Origin of the sequence: Idiomarina zobellii (assembly GCF_900100855.1) — a bacterium.
Lineage (GTDB): Bacteria > Pseudomonadota > Gammaproteobacteria > Enterobacterales > Alteromonadaceae > Idiomarina > Idiomarina zobellii.
In genome coordinates this window covers 1-15,282 of sequence record NZ_FNCB01000022.1, presented here as the reverse complement: position 1 = coordinate 15,282, position 15,282 = coordinate 1, and the positions used below count along the sequence as shown (strand labels likewise).

At 46.7% G+C, this 15,282-nt stretch carries 13 protein-coding genes and 1 rRNA gene; 10 read left to right on the top strand and 4 right to left on the bottom strand.

What is annotated here, in order from left to right; genetic code table 11:
• Positions 1–2: 2 nt before the first annotated feature.
• Complete coding sequence (locus BLT32_RS12380; protein ID WP_053954554.1) at positions 3–917, bottom strand: hydrogen peroxide-inducible genes activator; 915 nt, start codon at positions 915–917, stop codon at positions 3–5.
• Between the two features lie 146 nt (positions 918–1,063).
• Here BLT32_RS12380 and BLT32_RS12375 point away from each other — a divergent pair, with 146 nt between their 5' ends.
• From BLT32_RS12375 to BLT32_RS12350, 6 genes are all read left to right on the top strand, one after another.
• Positions 1,064–1,609: a peroxiredoxin gene (locus BLT32_RS12375; protein WP_053954553.1), complete on the top strand. Its 546-nt coding sequence runs from the start codon at positions 1,064–1,066 to the stop codon at positions 1,607–1,609.
• A gap of 13 nt (positions 1,610–1,622) precedes the next feature.
• Entirely contained in the window at positions 1,623–2,150 is a 528-nt protein-coding gene (locus tag BLT32_RS12370; protein WP_053954552.1) for a carboxymuconolactone decarboxylase family protein, read from the top strand.
• Between the two features lie 128 nt (positions 2,151–2,278).
• Positions 2,279–3,511 carry a Zn-dependent hydrolase gene (locus BLT32_RS12365; protein ID WP_053954551.1) on the top strand — a complete coding sequence of 411 codons (1,233 nt, stop codon included), beginning with the start codon at positions 2,279–2,281 and terminating at the stop codon, positions 3,509–3,511.
• Between the two features lie 66 nt (positions 3,512–3,577).
• Positions 3,578–5,014 carry a cytochrome c oxidase accessory protein CcoG gene (ccoG, locus tag BLT32_RS12360; protein ID WP_053954550.1) on the top strand — a complete coding sequence of 479 codons (1,437 nt, stop codon included), beginning with the start codon at positions 3,578–3,580 and terminating at the stop codon, positions 5,012–5,014.
• Positions 5,007–6,011 carry a serine/threonine protein kinase gene (locus BLT32_RS12355; protein ID WP_053954549.1) on the top strand — a complete coding sequence of 335 codons (1,005 nt, stop codon included), beginning with the start codon at positions 5,007–5,009 and terminating at the stop codon, positions 6,009–6,011. Before ccoG ends, BLT32_RS12355 begins: the two co-directional genes overlap by 8 nt.
• A 38-nt stretch (positions 6,012–6,049) precedes the next feature.
• On the top strand, positions 6,050–6,667 hold the full coding sequence (locus BLT32_RS12350) for a thiol:disulfide interchange protein DsbA/DsbL (RefSeq protein WP_053954548.1): 618 nt from the start codon (positions 6,050–6,052) through the stop codon (positions 6,665–6,667).
• Between the two features lie 49 nt (positions 6,668–6,716).
• Here BLT32_RS12350 and BLT32_RS12345 read toward each other — a convergent pair whose 3' ends face one another.
• Together BLT32_RS12345 and BLT32_RS12340 are read right to left on the bottom strand one after the other, a co-directional pair.
• Positions 6,717–7,919 (bottom strand): mechanosensitive ion channel family protein, encoded by a 1,203-nt coding sequence (locus tag BLT32_RS12345; protein ID WP_053954547.1) that lies wholly within the window; start codon positions 7,917–7,919, stop codon positions 6,717–6,719.
• Positions 7,920–7,930: 11 nt separating this feature from the next.
• Positions 7,931–8,842 carry a 1-acylglycerol-3-phosphate O-acyltransferase, YihG family gene (locus BLT32_RS12340; protein ID WP_053954546.1) on the bottom strand — a complete coding sequence of 304 codons (912 nt, stop codon included), beginning with the start codon at positions 8,840–8,842 and terminating at the stop codon, positions 7,931–7,933.
• A gap of 123 nt (positions 8,843–8,965) precedes the next feature.
• Between BLT32_RS12340 and BLT32_RS12335 the strand changes: the two genes are divergently transcribed.
• Genes BLT32_RS12335 through BLT32_RS12325 form a run of 3 tightly spaced genes read left to right on the top strand, consistent with a single transcriptional unit; the run spans position 8,966 to position 14,090 of the window.
• Positions 8,966–9,568: an ImuA family protein gene (locus BLT32_RS12335; RefSeq protein WP_053954545.1), complete on the top strand. Its 603-nt coding sequence runs from the start codon at positions 8,966–8,968 to the stop codon at positions 9,566–9,568.
• A complete protein-coding gene (locus BLT32_RS12330) occupies positions 9,568–10,974 on the top strand; it encodes a Y-family DNA polymerase (protein WP_053954544.1) in 1,407 nt (468 codons plus the stop codon). Before BLT32_RS12335 ends, BLT32_RS12330 begins: the two co-directional genes overlap by 1 nt.
• A 35-nt stretch (positions 10,975–11,009) precedes the next feature.
• Positions 11,010–14,090, top strand: coding sequence for an error-prone DNA polymerase (locus tag BLT32_RS12325; protein WP_053954543.1), 3,081 nt, complete (start codon positions 11,010–11,012; stop codon positions 14,088–14,090).
• Between the two features lie 2 nt (positions 14,091–14,092).
• Here BLT32_RS12325 and BLT32_RS12320 read toward each other — a convergent pair whose 3' ends face one another.
• A complete protein-coding gene (locus tag BLT32_RS12320; protein ID WP_053954542.1) occupies positions 14,093–14,641 on the bottom strand; it encodes a gamma carbonic anhydrase family protein in 549 nt (182 codons plus the stop codon).
• Positions 14,642–15,104: 463 nt separating this feature from the next.
• Here BLT32_RS12320 and BLT32_RS12315 point away from each other — a divergent pair.
• Positions 15,105–15,282, top strand: a 16S ribosomal RNA gene (locus BLT32_RS12315); the annotation flags it as partial.

The window sequence follows — 15,282 nt, the reverse complement described above, 5'->3', positions numbered from 1 at the left end:
TGTTAGCGTAAGGTATTAATTGGCAGTAGTTGGGCTATTTCCTCCGCAACTTTGCGGAATGTCTGACGACGACTGGTCGTAGGGCGATATACCAAGCCAATATCACGAGACGCTTCTTGTCCGGTTGGCTTTAACGGCACTAAGTCAGTGTTACTGAGAATACCCTGATCTATTGCCATTTGCGGAATAAAGGTCGCGCCTAACCGAGCGTCCGCCATTTGCACTAAGCTGTGTAAGCTGGTAGCGGTAAACGGATTCATTTTTATGGAATCGGTTAACTGGCATGCAGCTACTGCGTGACCGGTCATGCAATGCTCTTTTTCCAGTAAAAAGATGCTTCTGTCCGGAAGCTTGTCGTAGTCAACCGGCTCACCAATGTTATCCGCTAGCTCTTTATGCACAACCAGCTTAAATGGGTCGCGACCCAATACCCATTTCTGATTGCCCTGAATGTCCATTGGCAACGCCAGCAGTAAAATATCGAGCTCGCCGTTTTTAAGGCGAAGTAGTAGGTTTTGCGTGGTGTCCTCGGAAATTTGCAGTAGCAATTTCGGATAGGCATCCTGCAATCGCTTGCTTAACTGACCAATAACAAAAGGGGCTATGGTGGGTATAACGCCTAAACGCAACGGGCCTTCCATAACATTGCCCTGCCCCTGGGCATAGTGGCTGAGCTCTTCGGCGGCACTTAAAATTTGCCGTGCGCGCTCGACAATTTCTTCGCCTAATGCCGTAAACAAAAATGACTTATGGTCACGTTCAATAAGCTGGCAGCCCAATTGCTCTTCTAAGTTTTGAATGCCGCTACTTAACGTCGACTGGCTGACATTACATTCAGCCGCCGCACGATTGAAGTTTTGCTCTTGATGCAACGCCAGCAAATAACTGAGGTTTTTTAAACTGGGTAATTTGCTCATGGTTTTCCTTTTGCAACGAACTTAATTGGTATTTCCGATTATCATAATCCGTTTTATTCGTTTTATCCAATCTGTCTCCATCCGTACACTAGCTCTCGACTCGTTAAGGAACGAATAGATTTAAATCCCAATCAAGGAGACACTTTATGTTAACAGTAGGCGATAAATTACCAGAATTCAGCGTTGTTGCAGCAAAACCTAAGTTCAACATGCCTGAAGAAAACGGCGAAAGCGCGTTCGAAACCATCGACAACAGCAGCTTTGCCGGTAAATGGAAAATTATTTTCTTCTACCCAAAAGACTTCACTTTTGTTTGCCCAACCGAAATTGTTGAGTTCGCAAAACTGAACGAAGACTTCGCAGACCGTGACGCGGTTGTTATGGGCGGTAGCACCGACAACGAATTTGTGAAATTAGCATGGCGTCGTGAGCACCCAGACCTTGACCGTCTGAACCAGTATTCTTTCGCGGACAACGGCTCTTTAGTAGACGGCTTAGGCGTACGTGACAAAGAAGAAAACGTCGCTTTGCGTGCAACTTTCGTTGTTGACCCCCACAACGTGATTCAACACGTATCGGTAAACAACCTGAACGTGGGCCGTAACCCGGCAGAAATTCTGCGTATTTTAGACGGTTTACAAACTGACGAACTGTGCCCATGTAACCGCGCAGTTGGTGGCGACACGCTTTAATAGGAGTTAACCCATGGCAATTGCCGATTACAAGCAATTACTCGGTGACCACAGCAAGGATACCAAGCTGAACCTGTCGAGTTTGTTCTCGAATGTGGAAGCGTCAGGCTTAACGGCTGACCAGTTCTACGGAACAGCGCTTTCTTTGGTGTACAGCTTGGCGGATAACGAACTTATCGAAGCTGTGGAAGAAGAAGCCGAAGGTAAAATCGAAGACAATGTGAAGACAGCGGCAAAAACCGCAGCGTCTTTAATGGCCATGAACAACGTGTACTACCGGTTCCTGCACTTATCGAGCGATAAGCAGTTTGGCAAAATGCCAGCCGGTTTGCGCATGAACGCAATGGCTAACCCAGGTGTTGATAAAGCCGATTTTGAGCTTTTCTCACTGGCAGTGTCAGCACTGAACGGATGTGGAATGTGCATTGACTCGCACGTGCAAACGTTACTGAAACACGACGTAACAGCACAAGCGATTCAATCATCCATTAAGTTGGCGGCGGTACTTAATGCAGCTTTAACTGCACGCAAACTGTCGTAAACCCTCTAGGGGCTCCCCTTTGCCCCATGCAACGCTTGCCCGCACTGCTATGGTGCGGGCTTTTTTATGTTCGTTTGGTTGCTATGCAGGTTTTGTCCTAAGCTTAAAACAAATGCGAAGGAGGAACTATGCAAGGCATTAATGCTGATCGCTTAAAAAAATCTGTCCTGGAATTATCCAATATTGGCTATAACGACAAGGATCACGGCGTGTATCGGTGGGGCTTTACTGACGCCGATATGGAAGCCCGAAAGTGGATGATGGAACAGGCAAAAGCCGAGGGTTTTGAAACTTTTATGGACGGTGCCGGCAATGTTTTTTTCGGCATCGGCGACTTTACCCAAAAGCCGGCTGTACTAACCGGGTCTCATCTCGATACTGTTCCCGCTGGTGGTATTTTTGATGGTGCCTTGGGCGTGCTTGCCGGATTCGAAGTTTTGCGCTCGATCAAAGAAAACGATATTAAATTGAAGCATCCTGTCTGGGTAGTCGGTACAGCCGAAGAAGAAGGTCGATTTGGTGGTATGATGGGCTCGCAGGCAATAGCGGGCGTTATAAACCCGGACTGGTTAATGTCAGCGCACGATGCCGACAATGTGTACTTGAAAGATGCTATGGCTGCACACGGTATGAATGTGATGGATGTGCTTGATGCAGCCTGGCCACCGGAGCGACTTAAAGCGTTTTATGAGCTGCATATTGAGCAAGGGCCGGTGTTGTTCCAAAAGGAAATAACCATTGGTGCTGTGGAAGGTATTTCTGGTGTTTTCAAATGGATAGTGCACTTAAAAGGTAAGGCCGACCATGCTGGTACAGCACCGATGAATATGCGTAGCGATGCGTTTATGGGATTGGCCGACTTTGCCCATGAAATTGACCGAATTATTGCTGAAGATGGCACGGACAAAACCCGTATCACCGTCGGTAAAGTCGACTTAAAGCCGGGTAGTCCGCATACGGTGCCGGGTGAAGCTATATTCACCATTGTCGGTCGCGATATGAGTAACGATGTGATGAAAGAGCTGGCAGACTCATGCAACAAAGCTTTGTCGGCCATTGCGCGTAAACATCGGCTGAAGTTTGAGTATGAGCAAGTCAGCTGGCTTAACCCAAAAGACTGTTCAACGGCACTGACTCAGAAAATTTTAGATAAGGCCAAAGCACGTAAGTATTCGTGTTTGAAAATGCCCAGTGGTGCCGGTCATGACACACAGTTTTTGGCGGAATTAACCGATGCCGGGCTTATTTTTATTCCGTCTGTTAATGGTGTCAGTCATGCGCCCGACGAGTGGTCGCATTGGCATGATGTGGAAGCAGGTTGTAACATACTTTTTGATTGTATAATTGATTCAGCTCAGTGAGCTGCGCCGGGCCGTATGATCCGTTATACTAGGCGCACCTCGCCGTGACATTAAGTGGTATTGTTCATGGAACACAAGCAAAAGATAACGGTTCAGTCTGCGGACAAAGTTAAAATCCAGCGCCCCGACGGACAAAAGCACAACAACAATTACTCTCCCCGCAGCCGCATTTATGTGCGTAGCGTAAAAGGTGCTCTAGAGTACTTCAGGCGCAGCTTTGGTTTTATTCTCCTGGGCGTATTTGCTTTGTTGCCCTGGCTCACTTATCAGGGTGAGCAGGCTATTTTGCTTGATATTATGGAGCAACGCTTCCGAATTTATGGACTGACCCTGTGGCCTCAGGACTTCACAGTTGTCGCCTGGTTTGCCATTGTCGCGGCGGTTGCTCTGTTTTTTGTAACGACGATATTTGGCCGAGTCTGGTGTGGCTTTATGTGCCCGCAAACCACCTGGACCTTTATTTTCATGTGGTTTGAAAAGAAGTTTGAAGGGCCGCGAAATAAGCGTATTAAGCTTGATGAACGCAAAATGGATTTCGACAAGCTGTGGCGCAAAACCGCTAAGCAGGTGAGTTGGGTCCTGGTCGCTTTGCTGACTTCTATGACCTTTGTTGGCTATTTTACCGATATTCGTGAACTCTTTATTAATTTCTTCACATTAGACGCCGGCTTTTGGGCTACGTTCAGCGTGCTCTTCTTTACCTTCTGTACCTACGGAAACGCCGGTTATATGCGCGAAATTATGTGTACGCACATGTGCCCTTACGCGCGCTTTCAGTCCGCTATGTTCGATAAAGACACTTACACAGTCTCTTACGATGCCGAACGCGGTGAACCACGCGGTCCTCGCTCGCGAAAAGCGGACCCTGCCGAAAAAGGTTTGGGCCATTGTATCGACTGTTATATGTGTGTGCAGGTTTGCCCCACAGGTATCGATATCCGTAACGGGCTTCAGTATGAATGTATAGACTGCGGGGCTTGTATCGATGCCTGTAATGAAGTTATGGACAAAATGAATTACCCACGCGGCCTTATCCGTTTCACCACAGAGCGTAACCTGGCGGCAAAAGAGAAAAAACAGAAGACCAACCCGTGGCGCATGAAAAGTATTGGTTACTTTATTATGTTGCTGGCGGTAAGCGCTGTATTGATATGGGATGTAGCGACGCGTATTCCATTGGAAGTCGACGTGCTTCGTGACCGTAATCAGTTGTATCGTGAGAACATTGAAGGTCAAATTGAAAACGTCTTCACCCTTAAGTTAGTGAATAAATCGCAGCAAGACCAGACATACCGAATAGAAGTCAAAGGTTTTGAACAGTTCGAACTTATTGGAGAAACGACGAAAGATGTTTCTGCCGGTGAAGTGGGCACAATGCCGGTGACCTTAGCGGTACCTCCGACTTTATTAGATGGCCAGGTGACAGAGTTTTACTTTGTGGTGACAGCCGTTGATAATGCGGACATCACAACTGAGCACCAAAGCCGTTTCTTATATGAGTAATTTACTGGATCATTCGTCAGACTTTGCATTTCAGGGGCTGACGCCAGATATTGTTGTTAATGCGCTGGAATCTGTCGGACTGTATCCTGCTTCGGGATTGCTGGCGCTTAACAGCTATGAAAATCGCGTGTATCAATTCACCGACGATGATCGCAAACGCTACGTCGCGAAATTCTACCGTCCCAGCCGCTGGACCACAGAACAAATACAAGAAGAGTTAAGTTTTGTTGAAGAGCTGGCGCAAGCGGAAGTGCCTGCCGTGTCAGCTTTGGAGCTACAAGGCCAGCGCCTGCATGAATTCGACGGCTATCGCTTTTGCGTCTACCCAAGTGTTGGTGGACGCGCTTTTGAGCCTAATGACTTAGATGAGTTAGAGCGGCTGGGTCGTCAAATTGGCCGAATGCATGCAGTTGCAAAAGCCGGACGTTTCGAAAGCCGTGAAACAATAACTTATGACGGCTTCGTTGCGCAGTCAGTGGTTGAGTTGAAACAGTCTGAGTTGCTGCCCGCAGAGTTAAAAAACGCTTTTTTCGCCATTTTGGACCCGTTAGCAGAGCGCCTAAAAAGTACGCCACTGAATCAATTTGAGTTTCAGCGCTTGCATGGTGACTGTCATATCGGCAATATTCTTCAGTACGATGACAAACTGACTTTTGTCGACTTTGATGATTGTCGCTCTGGCCCAGCGGTGCAGGATCTCTGGATGATGCTGAGCGGACCTAAGGAAGAGCAGACGCTGCAACTCGATGCGTTAGTCTGTGGCTATGAAGATTTTTGCGATTTTGACACCGAACAAGTGGTTTTAATTGAACCTTTGCGCAGTTTCAGAATCATTCAATATATGGCATGGTTGTCGCGACGTTGGCAAGACAGTGCATTTCAGCGGGCATTTCCGTGGTTTGCGGAGAGTCGTTATTGGGAGCAGCAAATTCTTGCGCTCAAAGAACAACTGGCGGGGCTTGACGATGCGCCGCTTAACCTTGGTTTTAACGGATAATTTTAACGGATAGTTTTAATAGATAACAGGAAGACGTAATGAAAAATTGGTTAGTCAGTATTATTGGTTCTTTATTGTTAGTGGTTGGTGTCGCTCAGGCTCAGGACTTTGAGGAAGGCGTGCACTACGAAGTGATTGCAGACGAAGCGACCAGCAAGCCTGAAATTACAGAATTCTTCTCGTTTTACTGTGTGCATTGCTACCGCTTTGAACCTATCGCTAAAGAGATGAAGTCAGAATATCCAAATGCGTTTCAAAAAGCCCACGTGTCTTTTATCAGCCCGCGCGGTAATGTCGGCGAGGAAATGACTCAGGCGTTTGTGGTAGCGGAAAAGCTGGGTAAAAGCGACGAATTGTCAGTCGCTATTTTTGATTACAACTTCAACAAGAATAATATGCTGACCAGCAAAGAAGACATTCGTAACGTATTTATTGTGAACGGTGTTTCTGGCGAAGAGTTTGATAAGGCAATGAAAAGCTTCACGGTAAGAACGGCTGCCGCGAGAATGGATCGCCGAGCGACTAATTTAGGTGTTAATGCAACTCCAACTTTTATCGTTAATGGTAAGTATAAAATGCTGCCACAGGGCTTCCGTGACAGTGATGACTTTGCCGGTGACTTTACGGATCTGGCAGGCTACTTATTAGAGAAGTAACCTGCCTGGACAGTAAGAAGCTTTAAGGGTTGTACTTACAATAAGCGCCTTATTCATTTTTGGAGAAGGCGTTTTGATTATTAAGGTACTGATAATTCCGTAAGCCAAACTCCGGTAATACGCTGTACAAGTGCTCAATAATAGAGCTTTGAATCGCTTCGTATTTGGTCCATTCTGTGTCGCTCGAGAAGGCATAAATCTCTAAAGGTATGCCTGCTGCAGTAGGTTGCATTAGTCGGGTCATGCAAGTTAAATCCTGACGTACTTTCGGATGATTCTTCAAATACTGATCAGCAAAAATTCGAAATGCCGTTAGGTTACTGACCGGCTTTTCTAAATCGTTTTCTTTAAGCCATTCATCCACCGACTTCCCAAAATACGTATCAACTATCTTCTCCAGCTCATCGTCAGACAGTAGTTTTGAGCTATCCAGATCAATCATCAGGGAACGTTTCATGCGGCGCCCGCCTGTTTCTATCATGCCTTGCCAGTTCTTGAAGGACTGATTAATCAGCACATAGGTTGGCAGGTACACAATGGTTTTATCCCAGTTTTCGACTTTAAGCGTAATAAGCCCGACTTCTTGTATGGTGCCATCAACATTGTGATCAGGCAGCTCTATCCAGTCGCCTATTGCAACCATGCGGTTAGTGGCAAGCTGAACACCAGCGACAAAGCCCATCAGTGTGTCTTTGAACACCACCATGAGTATGGCGGTCATGGCACCAAAGCCGCTGAGCAAGTACATGGGCGACTTATTCATGATAATAGCCACAGTGATAATGATGGCCATTAATACCAAGACCAATTTCACAACCTGAATAACGCCGGTTATAGGCACATCTCGCGCTTTTGGTGTGTAGTCGTAGGCGATGGATACAAAGTTAGCAATAGACGTCAGAATACTGGTGATAACCCAGGTAAGATAAATGCCGACAGCCGTTCGCAGGGGTGACTGCCAGCTTTCGAAGTCGCCGGTGAACAACACCGGAATAAAGCTATTAATAATAACAACCGGTGCTAAGTTGGCGCAGCGTTTGAAAAAACCACTGTCTACTAATGCCCGATACCAACGCTCTGGGGCGCGGCGCAGTGCACGTTCAATCGCATGGTCGAATACCCAACGGGCAATGACGTAAGTGATATAGCTTGCGACTAATATAATGGTGACACCGATGACCAAGCTGAGCTCCTGCAAATTGCTCTCGATGCCCATACTTTCCAGCCACTGCCTTACAAACTTAAAGTTCATGGCAACGCTCCTTATCGGGTTTCCGTGATGGTTTTACGGATATCATTAATGGTTTGATCTTTCTCGTGCCAACGCAAGTTCAGCCAGTTTTGAAAGTGCTCTTTGAACTTCGGATCATTAGCGTAGTCGCCAATTAAGTCCGCCGTAACTGGCAGCGTTTTGATATCCACGTAAACGTTTTTGAGTCGTCCGCTGAGTAAATGCCAAACAACGGGGCGCGAATCGTTACCCGGATATACAATAGTGATGTCCAAAATAGCCTCAAACTGTTCTCCCATTATTTGCATGGAAAAAGCTGTTCCACCTGCTTTTGGAGGCAATAAATTTTTAAACGGGCTGTTCTTTTTCTTATGCTTTTCCGGCGTAAAGCGAGTGCCCTCACAAAAATTAACGACCGTTGTCGGAATATGTCGGAATTTAGCGCATGAGCGTGTGGTTGTGGCGATATCCTTGCCTTTTAGGTGAGGCTTTTTCTGTATCAAGTCTTTTGAATAACGCTTCATAAAAGGCATATCTAAAACCCAGCACCCCCATCCGACAATGGGTATCCACATAAGCTGAGATTTTAAGAAAAAGCGAGGCGTCGGCATATGGCGGCGGGTTAAGTGCATTAACACAAGAACATCCACCCAGCTGCGATGATTCGCCATGACCATATACCAGCCGTTTTCGTGGAGATCTAAGTCACCTTTTATATGCCATTCCATGCGTTGAGTCAGCTGGAACATCATTGACATGCAATAAGCCCAGACGCGGAATAGTCCGTTAGCGGCGGCTGAACACAAGCGTTGAGTTGCAGGAAAAGGCAGAAGAATTTTGAAAACACCGACACCAATAATCAAAACGCCGATAATAGCGGTTGTGATAACTCCCCACAGTAAGTGAGCGATGACTCTGAAGGGAATAAGTAACGATGTCAGCATATTTCCTGGTGCCTTCCTAAAAGTAAATAGTTACAGAAATAATAACTTAAGCCGTGCTTTATGTCTGTTGCGAAAGGGTAAAAAATAATGGTACTGTACAAATATACAGTATTGGAGGGCAGTATGCAGCCAAATCTACAGCGACTGATAGAAAAAGGGGTTGTTTGGCAGGGGCAGACAAAAGCGGCTCAAGCTGACCATTACATAAAAACAGGCTTTTCCAAGCTTGATGAGTTGTTAGGTGGTGGTTGGCAAACTCCCGGGTTGCATGAATGGCAGTTAGAGTCGCCTTTTTCAGAGCAGCGGTTGTTATTGCCGCTTGCGCAACAAGCTATTGAACAGGGGCTTGCTGTGTTTTGGGTAAACCCACCGGCGCAGTTGTCTGCCGCCAGTCTGTATTATCATGACTTAGCCGATGCTATGCATGTTGTGGTTGAGGCCAAAGGAAGTGATGCTTGCTGGGCTCTTGAACAGATATTACAGACGAAAAACGCCATGGCGTTTGCCTGGCTTCCGCAAAAAGAAACGACGTCTCCGAAAGTCCGGCGCTGGTATAAAGCGGCAGAGTCCGGGCAAATGGGCATCGTTATTAGCGGCTTTAGTGATCACCCGGAGGCTCGACCCTATAGTAACCGGTTAAAAATACGTTTAACGGAAAATGGATTAGCTCTGGATATTTTAAAGCGCAAGTTTGGATGGCCTGTTGAGAATATAGAGCTGAGCTAATGTGGTTATATTGTCACTTTCCGCAGTTGCTGTTAGATAGCCTGTTAAGAGCACAGCCCGAGTTTGAGAAACAGGCGGTCGCGCTTTATCAGGTTCAAAACGGACAGTCACTTATTGAGCAAAGTAATCAAGTTGCTCAGCAGGCAGGAGTTAGTCAGGGCATTGCCAGTGTTATGGCTATAGCCCTCTGCGAAGACTTAAAGTTAAAAGAGTACAGTGTGGCAAAAGAAGAAAGGCTTCTTTGTGGCGTGGCTGACCATTTGTACCAGTGGGCGGCAAAATTGGTATTAGAGCCGCCGCAGGGCATATACGTAGAGCTCGATAGCCTCGAAAAGTTGTACGGTGGGTTGTCGAATACGGCGAAAACGTTGCATTTGGCGGTAAAACAATTGGGGGTGAGATCGCAGCTGGCGGTGGCTAACAATGCGTTAGCAGCGAAAGTGCTGGCTGAAGCCGATGCCCCGCTGACAATGAAGGATGAAAAAGTCGGTCATCAGTTAAAAGGTTTATCCATAAAAAGTAGCGGACTGCCGGACAAAGTCGTTCGAGACTCACTATCTGCAGGCATTTTCTCTATTGGTGATTTACTGGACATACCGGTTAGTGACATTGGCCGGCAACTTGGAAAAGAAGCCCTGTTTTATATACAAGAGTTAAAAGGTGAGTTGAAAACGCAGCGAGCGAGTGACTTTTATCAGCCGTCCGAGCGATTTTTTCAGCACGTCGACTTAGTTTCCGAGGTATCTAATTGGCAGGGCTTACGCTTTCCTATGAAGCGGCTGCTTAATGAATTAGAGAGCTTTTTATATCAACGCCAAAAAGTTGTGCAGCATATCAAGTTTCAGCTGTACCAGCGTGATAAAAGTTGTTCAGAGGTTAGAGTTGCGACAGCAAGCCCCAGTTGGCGCGCGCAAAGTTTTTGGTCATTACTGCAGTTAAAAATGGAGCAAGCTCCTTTAAGCGCGCCTGTTTTGGAAGTGTCTCTTCAGGCATCAGACTTTTCTTCATTGTCGGTAAAAACAAGTCACTTTTTTCATGATGCAAAAGACACCCAGGGCTTATTTCCTCTCATTGGAAAATTACAGGTGAAGCTTGGCGAAAATGCGGTTTATACCCCGGCAGTGAGCGATGATCCCAGGCCCGGTATTAATGAATACAAACAACCGCCCTGCCGTTTCGGCGGTTTCTCCGTCAAGCCTGTTAAGCGGCCTTTATGGCTAAATCACCCTGAACGGGTCAATTTGGATGAGTGGTCTTTAAGCAATGGCCCGGAGCGAAAACGTTGCGGCTGGTGGGATAGCCAACCAATAGAGCGAGACTACTGGATAGCAACGGACAGTAAGCATCGCAAAGGTTGGCTTTTTTATGAGTCTGGGCAGTGGTATTTGCAGGGATGGTTTAGCTGATCTGGCTTCACACCCACTCAGCCTGAGGTCTTATTATGGCATTTGCAGAGTTACACGCACTCAGTCATTACAGCTTTCTGCGCTCAGCGGCTGCGCCAGAAGAGTTGGTATGCAGAGCAGAACAGCTAGGCTACTCAGCTATAGCCATTACCGACGAATGCTCGGTTGGAGGAGTTGTTAAAGCCTATGAAGAGGCTAAGCAGCGCGATATTAAGCTCATTATAGGCAGTGAGTTTCATATTGCGGACTACGGCACTTTTGTCGTCCTAGCTCCAACGCGAGAAGCCTATGCTGAATTGAGCCAGAAAATTACTGAATTTCGTGGACGCTCGAAAAAAGGCAGTTACCAGGCGAATATTGAGGACTTTTTCACGGGTTTTTCGGACTGTCTTTTGTTGTGGCTTCCGGAGTTTCAGCAACCCCAACTCGTGGCTGTTGGCAAAAAGCTTTGCCATGTTTGGCATTCGCGATTTTGGCTATTGTACGAAAGGCATTACCAGGCTGATGACAGCGAGACATTCAATGCAATCGTCGAACTTAACAAAGCATTAAAAACCCGGGTAGTTTGTGCCGGTGGCGTACGTATGGCAGCAAAGCAGCAACAGCCTTTGTTTGACATCATGAGCGCGATACACGAAGGCCATAGTTTGTATGAAAACAGTGGTGTCGCAAGCGATAACGCAGAGCGTCACTTACGGAGTTTGCAAGAGCTAAAGCAGTGCTATCCGGAGGCATGGCTGAATGAGTCAAGCAATATAGCCAATCAGTGTCATTTTTGCTTATCAGAGCTTCGTTATGAGTACCCGGCGGAATTCACGCCGAAAGGCTTGTCCGCTACGGCGTATTTACGGCAGTTAACCGAAGACGGCGCGCGGTGGCGTTATCCAACAGGCATTCCTGCGAGTGTTAAAGCTCAGTATGAAAAAGAACTGAAGCTTATACAGGAAATGCAGTATGAAGCGTTTTTCCTAACTATCTATGACTTGGTTCAATTTGCCAACAGTCAGGGCATTTTGTATCAGGGGCGAGGCTCAGCGGCGAATTCGGTGGTGTGTTTTTGCTTAGGTATTACCGCGGTTAACCCTTCGCAAATAGAAGTGTTGTTTGAGCGATTTATTTCGAAAGAGCGTAATGAGCCGCCAGATATCGATGTCGACTTTGAGCACGAACGTCGCGAAGAGATCATTCAATACATTTATAAAAAGTACACTCGAAAACGAGCGGCACTGGCAGCAACGGTGATCACTTATCGCTTTAAAAGCGCCTTTCGTGATGTCGGAAAGGTGCTGGGATTTTCTGAGCAACAGTTACAGTTTTATAGCCAGAACTTAGATACCCGAGATAAGGAAGACAGTTGGCAACAACAGTTGATGCAGCAACACCCAAACGTATTTGGGTCTAAAAAAGGACAACTGCTACTATTGCTTGTCGAGCAGTTAAAAGGAGCGCCGCGACATTTATCTCAGCATGTTGGCGGCTTTGTTATTGCGTCCGACGAGGTTGCCCGGCTGGTTCCGGTGGAAAATGCATCGATGCCTGAGCGCACCGTTATTCAATGGGATAAAACCGATTTAGAAACACTAGGTCTGCTTAAGGTCGATGTGCTGGCGCTGGGAATGCTGACAGCACTACGTAAAATGCTTGCTTTAGTGAACGAGAAAGGCACAAATAATGGTAAGTCATTAACCCTTGCAAATATCCCTCAAGAAGACCAAACCGTTTATAAGCAGCTTCACCAAGCCGACTCTATGGGTATTTTCCAAATTGAGTCGCGGGCGCAAATGACCATGCTGCCAAGGCTGAAACCAAAAACGTTTTACGATCTGGTTATTCAAATTGCTATTGTCAGACCCGGGCCTATTCAAGGCGACATGGTTCACCCCTATTTACGGCGCCGGGATGGCCTGGAAAATGTGGACTATCCCAGCGAAGAAGTTCAATCGGTACTGAAGCGTACTCTCGGTGTGCCCATATTTCAGGAGCAGGTTATAAAACTGGCAATGGTTGCAGCTGGGTTTACCGGTGGAGAGGCCGACCAATTACGAAGAGCCATGGCATCCTGGGGTAAGCGGGGGCAGTTAACACACTTCGAGCATAAACTAATAAAAGGAATGCTGGAGCGAGGCTATACGCGAGACTTTTCAGAGCGCTTATTTCGGCAAATTTGTGGTTTCGGGCAGTACGGCTTCCCGGAGTCCCATTCTGCCAGTTTTGCCAACCTTGCTTATGCGTCAGCCTGGTTTAAAACGCACTACCCTGCCGCATTTTATGTCGGTTTACTGAATAGCTTACCGATGGGGTTCTATTCTGCCTCTCAACTGGTTCAGGACGGACAGCGGCACAATGTCGAATTTTTACCTGCCGATATTAATAAGAGTAACTGGGACTATGAGTGGCTAAGCCAGGAGCCCAATGTTGTAAGAATAGGATTACGACAAATTAGGGGCTTGTCAGAAATACGCATAAAAGAGTCGTTAAAACACAGATCTGAGGCAGGCTTTAACGGGCTGAAAGATTTAGAAGACGCAGGACTGAATAAATTTGACATACAGGCGTTGGCAAAAGCAGATGCGTTACGAAGCGTTTTAGGACACCGATACCAAGCCCATTGGGAAAGCCTCAGTGAGCGAGACAGCCAAATGCCGTTGTTCGCTCAGGTATCAGACCGCCCTGCTCGCCAGTTACAAGCGCCTCAGGAAGTCGAAGACATAAAAGCAGACTATGAAACACAGGGTCTCAGTTTAAGGCGTCACCCTATTACCTTACTACGAGCTCACTCAAAAGAGCTGAGTCGATGCATTGTCGCAAAAGAATTAACCGACTGTCGCTCAGGACAGGTGTTATCCGTAGCTGGTTTAGTAACCTGTAGACAGAGACCCGGAACAAGTAGTGGTGTTACATTTTTTACTCTAGAAGATGAAACGGGCAATATAAATGTGGTTGTTTGGGCGCATACGGCCAGACAATTCCGACAAGCTTATTTGACCAGCAAGTTACTTTGGGTGAAAGGTGTGGTCGAAATAAAGTCAGGTGTTGTTCATGTCATAGCTGGGAGGTTAAAAGACTTAACCTCCCTACTGGCTATTGAAAGAGTCGAGAACCGTCGTTTTCATTAATATCAGGAAACGGGACTTACCTGCAGTAGGTAGTCGTCTTTTAAGTCTACGTAGTTTTGTGCTGACTGGCTGAGAAACGCAGACTCTCCTGTGTTAAGTTTCCGTTTCTTTTCTATAGGGCTGCCAACATATAAGTAGCCGCTTTCGAGGCGTTTGCCCGGAGGTACCAAGCTCCCTGCCCCAATAATCACATCATCCTCGACAATAACATCATCCATAATAACGGCAGACATACCCACCAAAATGCGGTTACCCAGCTGGCACCCGTGAAGCATACAGTGGTGACCGACGGTCACATCGTCACCAATGATAAGTGGATGCCCGTCAGGGTTCGATGGTGACTTTCGGGTAACATGTAATACGGTTCCGTCCTGAATGTTGGTTCTTTTGCCGATACTGATTGAGTTTACATCGCCTCGGGCCGCGACCATAGGCCAAACACTACTGTCGTCTCCGAGAGTGACATTTCCTACAATGACCGCGCTAGGATCTAAATAGACGCGCTCGCCAATAATAGGCTCATGTTCTTGATAACTACGTAAGTCCGCCATATTGGGCTCCAACGTTAATAAAGAGTTAATCCTTTTATAGCAGATGATGTTGTGAAGATCATGTACTGCCTTATTCTGCACATAAAAACAGCGTGTTGCTGAAACTTTACGCAGTCAGTAAAAAAACAGTTAAAAAGGCATAAAAAGCGCTTGACGGTGCGAGTTAAATCTCTAAAATGCGCTCCACGTTCGAGGCAGGCAACGAAGCCGCCGAAAACCTAAGTTTTCTAAAACATCTTTTTTCAAAAAAGTATTGACGGAAAACACACGGTGTGTAGAATACGCACCTCTCGCAGCCAAGGCTGCTGAGAAACGCTCTTTAACAACTATATCAAGCCAAGCAAACTGTGTGGGCACTTGCAGAAGTTACGCAAAACAGAAATATGTATTGCAACTTTTGAATGAGTGTTCAGCTACATAAAGTAGCAAAACGCGTAATTTATTGAGTTGATTGAACTGCTTTTAATTGAAGAGTTTGATCATGGCTCAGATTGAACGCTGGCGGCAGGCCTAACACATGCAAGTCGAGCGGTAACAGAGAGAAGCTTGCTTCTCTGCTGACGAGCGGCGGACGGGTGAGTAAGACTTGGGAATTTGCCTTTAGGCGGGGGACAACCACTGGAAACGGTGGCTAATACCGC

Excerpts from the sequence above, each read along its gene's own strand:
- BLT32_RS12380 (WP_053954554.1), bottom strand. The coding sequence starts at position 917 with ATGAGCAAATTACCCAGTTTAAAAAACCTCAGTTATTTGCTGGCGTTG.
- BLT32_RS12375 (WP_053954553.1), top strand. The coding sequence starts at position 1,064 with ATGTTAACAGTAGGCGATAAATTACCAGAATTCAGCGTTGTTGCAGCA.
- BLT32_RS12370 (WP_053954552.1), top strand. The coding sequence starts at position 1,623 with ATGGCAATTGCCGATTACAAGCAATTACTCGGTGACCACAGCAAGGAT.
- BLT32_RS12365 (WP_053954551.1), top strand. The coding sequence starts at position 2,279 with ATGCAAGGCATTAATGCTGATCGCTTAAAAAAATCTGTCCTGGAATTA.
- ccoG (WP_053954550.1), top strand. The coding sequence starts at position 3,578 with ATGGAACACAAGCAAAAGATAACGGTTCAGTCTGCGGACAAAGTTAAA.
- BLT32_RS12355 (WP_053954549.1), top strand. The coding sequence starts at position 5,007 with ATGAGTAATTTACTGGATCATTCGTCAGACTTTGCATTTCAGGGGCTG.
- BLT32_RS12350 (WP_053954548.1), top strand. The coding sequence starts at position 6,050 with ATGAAAAATTGGTTAGTCAGTATTATTGGTTCTTTATTGTTAGTGGTT.
- BLT32_RS12345 (WP_053954547.1), bottom strand. The coding sequence starts at position 7,919 with ATGAACTTTAAGTTTGTAAGGCAGTGGCTGGAAAGTATGGGCATCGAG.
- BLT32_RS12340 (WP_053954546.1), bottom strand. The coding sequence starts at position 8,842 with ATGCTGACATCGTTACTTATTCCCTTCAGAGTCATCGCTCACTTACTG.
- BLT32_RS12335 (WP_053954545.1), top strand. The coding sequence starts at position 8,966 with ATGCAGCCAAATCTACAGCGACTGATAGAAAAAGGGGTTGTTTGGCAG.
- BLT32_RS12330 (WP_053954544.1), top strand. The coding sequence starts at position 9,568 with ATGTGGTTATATTGTCACTTTCCGCAGTTGCTGTTAGATAGCCTGTTA.
- BLT32_RS12325 (WP_053954543.1), top strand. The coding sequence starts at position 11,010 with ATGGCATTTGCAGAGTTACACGCACTCAGTCATTACAGCTTTCTGCGC.
- BLT32_RS12320 (WP_053954542.1), bottom strand. The coding sequence starts at position 14,641 with ATGGCGGACTTACGTAGTTATCAAGAACATGAGCCTATTATTGGCGAG.